Source organism: Streptomyces sp. NPDC028991, from assembly GCF_055564775.1.
Window position 1 is genome coordinate 19,338 of sequence record NZ_JBVHVP010000021.1, and the last position, 11,811, is coordinate 31,148.

10 protein-coding genes and 3 pseudogenes are annotated in these 11,811 nt (G+C 68.2%); 8 read left to right on the top strand and 5 right to left on the bottom strand.

The window, feature by feature from the left end; genetic code table 11:
* Nucleotides 1-427: 427 nt before the first annotated feature.
* Nucleotides 428-1,072 (top strand): hypothetical protein, encoded by a 645-nt coding sequence (locus ACZ4V1_RS29395; RefSeq protein ID WP_468341884.1) that lies wholly within the window; start codon nt 428-430, stop codon nt 1,070-1,072.
* 357 nt (nt 1,073-1,429) lie between these two features.
* Here the strand turns inward: ACZ4V1_RS29395 and ACZ4V1_RS29400 are convergent, their stop codons facing one another.
* The gene (locus ACZ4V1_RS29400; RefSeq protein WP_468341887.1) at nt 1,430-2,434 is read right to left on the bottom strand and encodes a helix-turn-helix domain-containing protein; all 1,005 of its coding nucleotides are present in this window, start codon (nt 2,432-2,434) and stop codon (nt 1,430-1,432) included.
* Nucleotides 2,435-2,591: 157 nt separating this feature from the next.
* Here ACZ4V1_RS29400 and ACZ4V1_RS29405 point away from each other — a divergent pair, with 157 nt between their 5' ends.
* The 6 genes and pseudogenes from ACZ4V1_RS29405 to ACZ4V1_RS29430 form a co-directional block, all read left to right on the top strand.
* Nucleotides 2,592-5,192, top strand: a complete 2,601-nt coding sequence (locus ACZ4V1_RS29405) for a glycoside hydrolase domain-containing protein (protein ID WP_468341890.1) — start codon at nt 2,592-2,594, stop codon at nt 5,190-5,192.
* 559 nt (nt 5,193-5,751) lie between these two features.
* Nucleotides 5,752-6,195 (top strand): peptidoglycan-binding domain-containing protein, encoded by a 444-nt coding sequence (locus ACZ4V1_RS29410; RefSeq protein ID WP_468341893.1) that lies wholly within the window; start codon nt 5,752-5,754, stop codon nt 6,193-6,195.
* A 303-nt stretch (nt 6,196-6,498) separates the two neighbouring features.
* Nucleotides 6,499-6,717 carry a hypothetical protein gene (locus ACZ4V1_RS29415; RefSeq protein WP_468341896.1) on the top strand — a complete coding sequence of 73 codons (219 nt, stop codon included), beginning with the start codon at nt 6,499-6,501 and terminating at the stop codon, nt 6,715-6,717.
* A gap of 76 nt (nt 6,718-6,793) precedes the next feature.
* A complete protein-coding gene (locus ACZ4V1_RS29420) occupies nt 6,794-7,099 on the top strand; it encodes a DUF6247 family protein (RefSeq protein WP_468342021.1) in 306 nt (101 codons plus the stop codon).
* Nucleotides 7,096-7,356 (top strand): hypothetical protein, encoded by a 261-nt coding sequence (locus ACZ4V1_RS29425; protein WP_468341899.1) that lies wholly within the window; start codon nt 7,096-7,098, stop codon nt 7,354-7,356. The genes ACZ4V1_RS29420 and ACZ4V1_RS29425 overlap by 4 nt, the downstream gene beginning before the upstream one ends.
* A gap of 56 nt (nt 7,357-7,412) precedes the next feature.
* Nucleotides 7,413-7,558 (top strand): annotated as a pseudogene (locus ACZ4V1_RS29430) (replication initiation protein, RepL2); the annotation flags it as partial.
* Between the two features lie 101 nt (nt 7,559-7,659).
* Here the strand turns inward: ACZ4V1_RS29430 and ACZ4V1_RS29435 are convergent.
* The 4 genes and pseudogenes from ACZ4V1_RS29435 to ACZ4V1_RS29450 form a co-directional block, all read right to left on the bottom strand.
* Entirely contained in the window at nt 7,660-8,223 is a 564-nt protein-coding gene (locus ACZ4V1_RS29435) for a hypothetical protein (RefSeq protein ID WP_468341902.1), read from the bottom strand.
* A 418-nt stretch (nt 8,224-8,641) separates the two neighbouring features.
* Nucleotides 8,642-9,016: pseudogene (locus tag ACZ4V1_RS29440) on the bottom strand (IS701 family transposase); the annotation flags it as partial.
* 334 nt (nt 9,017-9,350) lie between these two features.
* The gene (locus ACZ4V1_RS29445; RefSeq protein WP_468341905.1) at nt 9,351-9,809 is read right to left on the bottom strand and encodes a hypothetical protein; all 459 of its coding nucleotides are present in this window, start codon (nt 9,807-9,809) and stop codon (nt 9,351-9,353) included.
* Nucleotides 9,810-10,036: 227 nt separating this feature from the next.
* Entirely contained in the window at nt 10,037-10,993 is a 957-nt protein-coding gene (locus tag ACZ4V1_RS29450) for an ArsR/SmtB family transcription factor (protein ID WP_468341908.1), read from the bottom strand.
* Nucleotides 10,994-11,377: 384 nt separating this feature from the next.
* Here ACZ4V1_RS29450 and ACZ4V1_RS29455 point away from each other — a divergent pair.
* Nucleotides 11,378-11,797: pseudogene (locus ACZ4V1_RS29455) on the top strand (transposase family protein); the annotation flags it as partial.
* Nucleotides 11,798-11,811 lie beyond the last annotated feature (14 nt).

Genomic DNA, 11,811 nt, shown 5'->3' on the forward strand with positions numbered 1-11,811 from the left:
GGCTGATCGACGCCGCCGTCCTGCAACGCGGACGGCTTACCGCCCTCACCCTCAAGGCCGAGGACCTCATCGACGCCGGCCAGGCCGCCTAGCAGATCAGCCTCGACGAGGCGAGAGAGGCCCGGTTGGTGGCCGAAACGGCCGTATACCGCCTCCGGGACAAGTTCGGGTCCCGGGTTACGGGCCCCGCCACCCACCGTCTTCCGACACGCTTCGTGACATGGCTTCTGGTGCCAGATGCCCATACCGAGTACGGGCATCAGGAACATGAGCAGGCGGCTGGTCACGCGGCACCTCGCTGGGTGCGGCGGCGGGTGCCGGCCTTGGTGTGGAGCTGCTCGGGGACCCTCCGTGGGCAGGGCGCACGTTTACTGCTGGCTGGGCTGCACGTGACGCCCTGGAGGTCGCCCTCGTCAGGCCCGAGGTGGTGGCGGAACTCAACCAAGCAGCACGCAGTGCCCTGCTCGATGCCCTCAGCGCTCTGCGGAATCATCGTGATGCGCTGACCATCGTCGGGGCGCAAGCCGTCTACCTGCGCACCCAGACCGCAACGCTGCGCAACGCTGCCTACACCTCCGACGGCGACATCAGCATCGACCCCCAGCAACTGGGAGACGATCCGCTCCTCGAGCAGGCCATGCACGCGGCTGGCTTTGCCCGGCGGGACAACCAGTCCGGTCTGTGGGAACGCCCCCAGCAGGTCAGCTCGCTCACCGTCCCAGTAGAGGCAGAGCTCCTGGTCCCGTACAACCTTGCGCCGCGCCCCAACAACAGACGCCACACAGAGCTGCCGCCCCACCACGAATGGGCGACGAAGAAGGTACCCGGCCTCGAAGTGGCCGCGGTCGACCGTTCACTCATGACGATCAGCGGCCTGGCCCCCGGAGACCTCCGTCGCATCGAGGCATACGTCGCGGGCCCGACCACCCTCCTGGTCGCTAAGGCCAGCTCCCGCTGTCGAGAGTTGCATCACAGCATGCACGAGCGTTCCTCCGCGGCGCGGTGGCCGTCAAGGGCTCTGGGGGGGGCAGAAAAGGGATGCGGCCGGCTCGGGCAGAGCGCACACTCGTGACGCATGCTGTAGGCACCGGGCGGCGGACACCGGGCGTGCACGGGGTGGCGGACCGGAGTCGTCGCCTGACGCGAGATGCGGTCGGCAGGCCCCGCGCAAGGCGGCGACTTCCGTCGTTTCGCCCGGCAACCGCCTTCGCCAGGGCCGTCAGCCCCCGAAGGCGTCGCTGCAGGGAGGCCGGTTGGCGTATCCCGTCGAACCGTACGGTCAGCACCCGGTCCCGCAGCCACCAGCCGGGCAGGTTCTGTCTCAGGGGCAGAACCACGATGCCGGTGATGCCCATGGCCTGTCCCTGCCCGGCCGGTCGGCCGGCCGAAGCTCGCCCCCACCGCCTGACCGGACTCGGGCAGGCGGTGGCTACGGCTTCCGCTCGTCGGTGACCGCTTCGGGCAGGGGCGAGGCGCCGCCGTGCGCGGTGCAGACCTCCTTGCCCCCGTCCTTGATTACCACGCAAGCCCGGGCGGCCGCGGGGTAGGGGGCTTCGACCATGGGTGAGTAAGTGTCCCGGTCGTAGGTGATCGCGCGTGCGGCCGAGTGGTTGTGCTGCCCCTCGACCCGTGCCTTGTCCCCGACCCGGCCCTCGGTGATCCTGGCCCACGCGGCTCCGCAGCGGGGGCTATAGCGCAGCTCCAGGTGGATCCCGTCGACCTTCTCCGCCGCGGCGGTCCACACCCCGATGTGGCACTCCATGCCCTGGGCATCCTTGTTCCGGCATTCGAACCCGGTGCACTTCGCGGAACTGACTCTGGACGTCGGCTCCCCCTGGCTCTCCGGTGCGCCGACGAGCATGCCCGCGAGCAGCCCCGTGGCCATCCCCACACCGGTGGCGGCCCCGACGATGAGGCCCCAGCGCCGGGGCCGACGCGGCGAGGCGGCGGGGGCAGAAGTGGGGGCAGGGGCGGGATGCTCCGGCGGCCGCGCCTCGGGCGACTCCGTCTCAGAGGCTGGGGACGCCTCCGCGCCCGGGACCAGATCGGGCTCGGGATCGGTATCGGTATCGGTATCGGTACCGGGATCTTGGGCGGCCGTCGGTGGTGCCTCGGCGGCGGCGTCCTTCGGTGCCTTTCCGTCCGGCTGCGACTGACCTCGCTCGGCGAGCTCCAGCAGGAGAAGCAGGCGGTCGGGTTTCACCGAGACCGCCTGGGTGAATTCCCGCACCGCCTGCCGGGGCGGTAGCGCCTTGCCGCTGAGGTAGCGCCCCCACGACGACTTGCTGTAGCTCGTCCGGTTGGCGAGCGTGGCGAGGGTCATTCCGTTGCGCCGCCGCAGTAACCGGAGTTGTTCGGTCAGAAGGTCGGCTTCCCGGTGCGCCTCCCCGGCCCTGGGTCTCCCAGCCTGTCCCGCCACGATTCGTCCTTCCACGCTGTGTCCCCTGGTACAGAGCCTGTTGATGCGTCCCGGTTCCCATCTTGTCCCAACCGGTCCCACCGCTCTACCGGGGGTTCTCGACTTGGCACGAGCATCTGTTCAGCCACCCGGCGGGAACCCAGCGGAGCATGACGGACAGACGGAGACAGCAGTGGCAGACGCCAAAGTCCTGGAAGCCCAGAAATGGGTCAACCGCACCTACGGCGGCGTTCCCGGTTACCGGCGCTGCGCCGAGGACGGGCAGACGGGCTGGGGCACCATGTACTCCCTCACCATGGGGCTCCAGCACGAGTTGGGCATCAGCCCCATCGCCGCGGCGTTCGGCCCCTCCACCCTTTCGCGGCTGACCGCCTACGGCACGATCAAGCAGGGGCACGCGAACGCGAACATGAACAACCTCGTCCAGTACGCCCTGTTCTGCAAGGGCTACTGGGGCGGCAACGGCGACGGCGTCTTCGATGCCGCCACGAAGGAAGCCGTCATCAAGATCACCCTGGACATGGGCGCGCCGGACTACGAGGGCACGGTCACCCCGAAGGTGTTCAAGGCGCTGCTCACGATGGACGCGTACGTCGTCCTCGCCGGCGGCACCGAGAAGATCCGTGCGATCCAGCAGTGGCTCAACCGGACCTACCTCAACAAGTCCACCTTCTTCATCGGACCATGCGACGGCCACTACTCCCGTGATGTGCAGACGGCCCTCATGAAGGCCATCCAGTACGAGATAGGCATCCCCGAAGATCAGGCCAACGGGAACTTCGGCGCGGGCACCCAGGCGGGGCTGAGGGCCAACGCCCTGGCGCAGGGCGACACCGGCACCCTCGTGAGGCTCTTCTCCGCGGCATGCGTCTTCAACGAGCCGGTCCCCTACGGGGATTCGCACTACGTCACCTCGTTCAAGGACACCTACGACTCCGGTCTCGTCGACTTTGTCAGGGCTTTCCAGCGGTTCTCGATCCTGGACGATACCGGTCGGGCCGACTACCCCACCTGGGCCCAACTGCTGGTGTCCACAGGAGATCCGGAGCGCGATGTCGACGCCTGCGACACCCGCTTCACGATCACCGCCTCCCGGGCACGCGCCTTGGCCGCGGAGGGCTACGTGTACGTGGGACGCTACATTTACGACCCGCCCGGCAGCACTCTCGACAAGGAGATCCAGCCGGGCGAGCTCGACAACATCTTCGGCAACAAGCTCCGCGTCTTCCCGATCTACCAGGACAATGCACGGCAGCTCGGGGACGTCAGCCACAGCACCGGATACCGGCATGCGCAGGAAGCCCATGAGCGTGCGGTCGGCTACGGATTCAACCGGGGCACGGTCATCTACTTCGCCGTCGACTACGATGCCACCGACCCGGAGATCACGTCCAACATCATCCCCTACTTCCAGGGAGTGGCCGGCGGGCTGGCCTCGAAGGGCAAGCGGTACGTGCACGGTGTCTACGGATCCCGCAACGTATGCGCCCGGGTCACCGAGGCCACGTACGCGCGCTGGTCGTTCGTTTCCGGTATGTCGTGGGGCTTCTCCGGAAATCTCGGGTTCCCCCTGCCGGCCAACTGGGCCTTCAACCAGATCAAGGAGTTCCGATTCCCCAACGGCTCGGACTCCTTCGACCTCGACAACAACGCCCACCGCCCCAAGACGGACGAAGGCCAGGGAAGCGTCAACGAGATCGTCTCCCCGTCCGAGGAATTCATCACGTACGTCAGGGACATCTACGCGTACGCCCGTGACTACGGCCAGGGGAACCCGAACCGGCTCGTCATGGAATACCTCCGGCACAGGTCGTACGACAACGCGCAGTGGACGGCGCTCATCGGCCCGCCGGACCGGGACTTCATCACCTACGCCACGGCGCGCGGCGCCCGCTGGAAAACCGACTTCGTCGACAGCTCCACGGGCCAGGAGATGGGCATCGAGCACCTCATGGCCACCTGCAACGGCCACTTCCAGCATCCGCAGCCCGCTGACGCACAGCAGGTCAACCACGGAGACGTCGCGGGCTGGGGCGGCGACCTCATCACCTTCTACGCCGAATGGCAGCGCGACCGCGACAGCTACGCCTCTGGCTACCAGTACTGCGTGGAGCGGTTGGCGAAGACCGGGATCCCCTCGACCTTCGGCTACTCGGACCTCCTGGAGGACGCGGACGGATACCTGATAGCCAAACGCGTCAGCGCCGGTCTCGACATCGCCACAGCGGTCCTGCGCCACTACGAGAGCGGTGGGAGCAATGGGCGGTTCCGTGACTACCGCAGCCAGCGCTTCGGGAGCAAGGCGAACACCCAGGCGCTGGCCCGGGACATCCTCACGACGAACAGCCCCGTCATCGCGGCCGGACGGACCTTTCTCATCCAGAACACCGGGGGCATGGGCACGCCGCTGCCCGACTCGCTGCCCGACGCCAAGCTCGGCGAATTCGTCAGCGGGTTCGCTGACGTACTCCACGGAATGGCCGGATGCCGGTGCACACCACCCACGACGAGGAAGCAGACCGCCTGTGAACCAGCACCGGGACGCCGTACGGCACACACCTCTCCACCGCCGCCAGGTCGTTGCCGGCTTCGTCGCCATCGGCGGGGTAGCCCTGTGGTCCGCCACCGGAGGCACAGGGGTGGCCGTGGCCGCTCCATCGGCCGGGCGGTGGAACGGCACACACAGTGCCAACGGCTGGCCGGTCGTCGAGCGTGCGCCGGAGCACCGGGTCGAAGGAGCGGGCGGCACCCGCGTCTCCTGCCTCGGCGGTGACGTCGCCACCGTCCTGCTCCACCTGGTACGCCGCTACCACTACGAAGTCCGCGCGATCGGCCCCCGGGACGTCGCCGGGCACACCACCGACCGGGCGATCGGCCCGCCGTACGAGAGCAACCACCTCTCCGGGACGGCCGTCACGGTTTTCCCGACCCTCTACCCGGCGGGGGCGAAGGGCAATGTCTTCCCCCAGGATCTCGCCACGATCCGGGACATCCTGGCGGAACTGGATGGCGTGGTGGCGTGGGGCGGCGACCAGGAGCGCGCCAAGGAGTCCCACTTCCAGATCGACGTCGCACCGGGGGACAAGAAGCTGGCGGAGGTCGCGGCGCGCATCAGGGCGTGGGAGCCCCGCCCGGGAGCCGGTGCCGGCGTGGTAGCCGGTGCCGGCGTGGTCCCCGACGTCTTCGCCACCCGGCGACGGACCCACGCCAGGGACCTGCGCGACCGCCAGAACCAACAGAACCGACAGAACCGGCGGAACCGCTAGGAGTTCCGGCCTGCCCACCCCGAGTCGCCCGCAGCGGGCGACTCCGAACGGAATGAAGGAGTTCGTATGCGCACCATGACGAAAGCGCTCGTCAGTATCGTCACTGCCGCCGGGATAGCCGCAGGAGGCCTGGCCGCAGCAGGCACCAGCGTCGCGGCGGTCCCGGAGAGGATCCCGGCGGGGAGCGCGGAGGCGATCGCCCCTCTCGCGGTGAACAACCTCGGCCTGTCGACGAAAGACGCCGCGAGCCTCCAGGGCAAGTTCCTGAGGAACAACGGCTACACCGGAGCGCTCGACGGACTGCTCGGCACCGACAGCTGGAAGGCGATGCAGCGCCTCCTCAAGAGCTCCGGGGACTACAGCGGCGCGATCGACGGAATCGTCGGCCCGCAGACGGTGAAGGCGTTGCAGCGCTACCTCAAGAGGTGGTACAGCTACACCGGCGCGATCGACGGGATCGCCGGCCCGGCGACCACAGCGGCCTTCACGCGGATGGCCCGGGTGACCTGAGCCGAACTCGGACGCCCCCAGAACACGCGGCAACGGCTGCCATCGAGCAGGACGGCGGAAGCGGTCGCGATCAGGGCGCCAACCACGGCACTGGCCAGCGTTATCCATTGCATGAGTCTCAGGGTAGGACGCACATCGTCACGCCGAAACAGCGCCAAAGTGGCCACGCGCGTGCCTATACCCGAAGCTGAGTGCTTCGCCTGGCTCACTCGCCAGGCGAAGCACTCAGTCACATCCACCTATCGACCGCGACAAGAGCCCGCTGACCGCCGTGGACGAAGAGGCCGTGCACCTCCCGCCGCCGTGCTGCGTGACGTCGTCGTCCCCGCGCTCCTGGCCCACTCCGCCTACCGGGCCGCCACCGCCGACGGCGACACCCTCACGGTCCACCTGGCCACCGGCCGCCACTACGCCCTGGTCCTCACCCGGCCGCCTGACCCCGGCCGGCACACCTTGGGCCAGGCCGTCCCCGCCACCGCAACTGCCGGGGCCTGGCCCTCGTGCCGCCGCTCACCCCTGTAGGAGGGATCTGCCCATGACCGCACCCACGGCGGTCCGGCGCGCGTACGGTGAGAGGAAGACCCGCCGGGAGGACCAGATGAGCGCGCAGCCCGACCACGCACCCGTCACGCCGTACGCCCCCGCGCCCGGCGCGCCGGCCGAACTCCTCGCCCAGCTGCGCGCCGACCGGCGCGCGGACACCTGGGTGCCGGCCTTTGAGCGGGAGTGGGCTGCCGCCCTCGAGGAATCGCGGCGCACGTTCTCCCTCGTCGGGCTGTACGGAGTCATCCAGGAGTGGCAGGGCCTCATCGCCTCCGCCCCGGCCGTGGACGCGTTCGTCGCCTCCGGATACGACGACAGCGAGTTCATCGACATGGCGGAGCTCCGCGGCAGGCGCCGGTGACCGCACAGCCGTACGCGGTCCGCTTCTCCGCCCCGGCCGCGAAGGTCCTCGACACTCTGCCCGAGCACGTCGAAGACATGGTGTGGGACGTCCTGGACGCCGCCGCCGGCGACCCGTGGGGCTTTCGGCAGTGGAACGCCGACGACCCCGAGGGCGAAGACGTCCGCCACGCCTCCGTCAGCCAGCTCTCCCTCACCTACTGGGTGAACAGACCCTCGCGACGCCTGTCCGTCCTCACCATCACCTGGCTCGGTTAGCCGCCCGAGTCAACGACCTGACCCGGCATCGCAACTGCCGGAGTCAGGTCGGGGGCCCGACCGTCTTCTCCCGCACCCGACGCCAGGTCGTGGAAGCGGATGGCTCGAGGAATCCGAGCGCCTCGCACACATCAGCTACTACCGGCTCAGTGAGAAGAGCACCGGCGAGGACGTTGTCGTCGCTCTGTGCCGCGCAACCTGAACGCGGTGTCGGTGTCGGTGTTGTGGAGAGGTGCCTCGGCGAGGGTGAGGTGCGGTTCGACGGGGATGCCGAGGTGGCCGGTGTTCTGGTGGATAGCGCCCTCACTTGGCGATGGCGACGGTGCGGCGGCGATAGTAGGCGATCGCAAGAGCGAGGGTGATGGGTCCCCAGGCGGCGAGGGGAGTAACACACATCGTCGCCACCGCCTCCCAGGCGGCATTGCTGTATTCGACAGTGTCGATGACGCCGTAAAAGGTAAGCTCGCGACCCCCGCCGATCGGAACAGTGGTGAACAGAAGCGTGAGCATCAGGCCGCCGAAGGCAGCGGGAGCAAATGCTGCCACCGGTCGAACGCGTCTTCCGCCGATGATCGGGATCCAGTCGGGCGCCACCTCCCCCCAGCCCCGGACCAGCCCGATGGTCAAGAACGCGATCACTTCCGACAACGCACTGAGCCCGAGGATGTACGGGATGCCCACCCAATAGGCAGGCATGCCGCCCTCTTGAACCTGCCCCATGTCGAAGTGCAGAGCGAAGGGCAGCCGCCACAGACACGACGGCAGCAGAAGTAGTGGAAGCGCATAGGCCAGGCGCGTCGCCCAACGAGGAACGGGCCGCTCGGTGTCACTGACGGACGGGGGCCGGTGAAGGATCTTCAGGGTCATGGCTTCATCCTTGTCAGGCAGGCGCAACGAGAAATCAACCTCGCGGGCCGAACCGCTCCGCCGTGCGAGGGAGGCAGTCTGCCTCGCACGGCGTAGCGGTTCAGAGGACATTTCCTCCTGGGGCCTCACCCGGGACGGCTCCCTCAACCCCGCCCGCAGGAAGCGCTGTCACAGCACGATCCACACGGTCTCAGTCCGATCAGTGCGTCCTCGGCCAGAGCACGTGATCAGGCCCCGCTTCGGAGTGCGGTCGGACAGTAGCGGCTCGATCCGCGCGCACAACGGCACACTCAGACCGATGCTCAGAAGATCCAAACGAAACCGCCTAGCCGAGCCTGATGCTGTCGTCTTCGGCGCCATGTCGACCAGTGCAGGATGTGGTCGACCGGGGTGGGACGGCGTGTGGTGAGTCGGGTGATCAGGCGTCTGATCTCGGTGAGGCTGAGGTGGATGAGCTGGGAGGATCCGTTTCTGCTTTGTCCGCGTCCAGCTGTCGGGCTCGCAGGACGGTCAGGCAGGCGTGGGCGGCCATGGCCAGGGTCATGTGGCGGTGCCGGCCGGGATAGCGGCGGACCTGGTAGTCGTCCAGGCCGCACTCCTGCTTGGCGGTCTGGAAGCATTACTCCACCGCCCGGCGGCTGCCCGCGATGCGGATCAGCTCGTCCAGCGTGGTGCCAGCGTGGCAGTAGGCGATGTAGTAGGAGATCTCCTCGGGTCTGCTGACGCTGCGGCGGGCGAGAACCCAGTGCCGACGGTCCTCGCGGTGCCAGGGCCGCACCTCGACGCGGGCGAAAGCATTCAAGCCAACTCTATTTAGCTGGGCTCGGCTTGCTTGCGATTCAGGCCCGTCGGCAGGCCCAGCTCACCGCCGACCGGTACCGCATTGGAGGCAGCAGGCAACGACACGGAAGACTGCAGCACCAGGGCCTCCTGTTGCTCGTGGACTTCAACACCCACGAGGTGCGCAGGAGGCCCTACCTCCATGCCCGGCAAGCCGGAAATCACCCGCTCGAGTCGCCGCACTCGAACCCACGTTCACCATGACCGGTACGACAACGGCCTCTCAACGAGGGCACGGATGATGAGCTATCTGACTTTACCCCGTGACTGTGAACGTGGATCCGGACCTAGTCCTCGCAGACAAGGGTTTCGCCCCGAGCATGTCGGGTGCCGTTGACCTCTACCCACCCGCTGACATAGGCGCAGTTGTCATTGGCCCCAGAGACGTAAATACCACCGGCGTAGGTCGAGTAGACGCCCCTGTCGTACCACGAGGTAGTCCACCCAGCGCGACGCAGGCGGATTTCCATGTTGTGGCTGCCCGTCCGGTAGTCGTAGGTCTTGGCACAGTACGTTCCGCTGCCCGCGGGGTCCTTCCAGACCTGGATTTTTGCCAAGCCATCCGGCAGGGGCACGGTTCTTACCAAGTGCCCCTTGCAGTCGCCCGTGAACGGGCCCGCGTAGCCGGGCGGGGCCGCGTTCGCGGACGCGGATGCGGTGCCCGACCCGACGAGCGTGGCGCTGGCCACGATCCCGCAGACGGCGGCGGATAAGGCGACGCTTCTTCTCGCCCTGAACTTCTTCATGGACGGCTCCCGCTGTGAGTCTTCATGCGATCTCCAGGATGGGATGGGACGGTTGCGGCTTCACATCCTGGGCGAGTGGGCACCTGCGGTCTAGCTCTTAAGTCACGGCTTAAAGGGGCTGGGACGGCAGGCGCGTTGCCTCGCGCACCTGGGCACGAGTCTTCGGTGGCACCCGCGCAGGACGGCGCTGCGCCACCGGTCCGACGCCGCGCTGGTGCGCCTGGGGCTCACGGTTCCGTCAGGGCATCGGTCCGCAGCAGGGCCAGTCCGAGGGGTGTGATCAGGTGCAGCACGGACCCCCCTCGGCGGCTGGTCGTGATGAGGCCCGTGTTCCGCAGCACTGTCGCGTGCTGACTGGCCGCTGCGGCCGTGACGCTGAGGCGGCGGGCCAGCTCGCTCGTCGTGCAGCCTTCTGCTGTCACACGCAGGGCGCCGGCTCGCGTGCGGCCGAGCAAAGACTCCAAGTTCCGCACGGCGGAACCGTCCGCTTCTGCCGGTTCGGTACCGGTCAGCGGTCGGCGGAGAGCCGGCACGGTCAGTCGGGGCGGCTGGGAGGTTTCGAGCGGGTCCCACAGAAAGCTCACCGGGAGCTTCGTGAAGATGGTGGGCGTGATGAGCAACCCCCTGCCGCGGAGGTGCACCTCAACTCGGCGCGGGTAGGGCGCTTCGAGTACCGGCGGACGCCAGCGGACCAGTGGTGCGCAGACCGAACGCAGCAGCAGATCGACGCCGCCTTCCAAGACCAGGTTCGTGCAACGGGTGGACAGCGCGGCCAGTTCGGACCGCCCTCGAGGCCAGTAGGGCTCCACGGTCAGCCGATGGCAGGCGCGCACCGCCTCTGCGAGCTCCCGCCTCGCGTCACGGTCGCCCTCGGACACTCGTCTGGCCCATGGCAGGTGCCTGGGGTGGAAGTCGAGGCCCTCGAGCTCGCGTCGCAGCCGGGACACCGGGGCGTGCAGCAGGTTGTCCACGGCGTGGTCGATACACGGCACATCGCCCATCAGGGCCAGCAGATCAAGCCCGGGGCCGCGCACCGGAACCAGGGACGTCAGAGGGCGCGTCTCAACTCCCATCTGGCCCGCGACCACTGACCGCCAGGTGCGGAAGTGCGGAAGTTCCCGGCCTTCCCTCAGCAGCTCCAGGCTGTAGTAGACCTCCGCTGCGACGCCGATCGTCGCAGCCACCCGTGTCCGGGCAAGGTCTTCCGTTGTGAAGTGAATGCGTAACACCGACCGGCCCCCTGCCACCGAAGTGAAGCGCGTGAGCGCACCCCCAGCATGCCCCAACCCGCCGCGCCCGATCCGGCACTCGCCCGAGTCGCCGCACTCGAACCCACGCTCACCATGACCGGTACGACAACGGCTTCTGAGATTTTGCTCTTGCCTGGCTGCAGGCTGCGCTGTGCCTGCAGCCGGTCAGCTTGTTCATTAACCTCTGGCGTCGAAGTGTGCCTGGAACTGGGTCGCTGACCTGGGCATTCGCCGGACGTTGATGCGGCCTTCGCCTGATCATGTGTTCCGACCAAGGTGCACTGACCATGACCGCAGCTTGACGAACACAGGGGCATGAAGCACCGCCGGCACGGCGTGAGTATCCAGGTCGTCACCGACCCGACGGGCCACGTCTTGTGAATCTCGCCCACGCTGCCGGGCCGTGGCCACGACCTCACAGCGGCCCGCGCACATCAGATCACCCGGATCTGTGAACGCCAGGGCATCCCTGTCCTCGCCGACCGCGCCTACCAGGGCGCCGGCCCCTGGGTGACCATCGGGCGCAAACGCCCTCCCGGCGGAGAGTTGCCCCAACCCAGCCGACCGTCAGCCGAGCGCCGGCGCAGGCCCGCCCCCGTCGAACGCGGGGATGGCGAGACTGAAGTCCTGGCGCGTCTTCCGCAGGTCCCGCACCAGCCCACGAACCGCATGACGTCCGTCTCGCCCGGTTCCGGGGCTGGACCCGCCGCATGGCCCGATGCCGCCGCTACCTCTTGAACATGTCCCGGCTC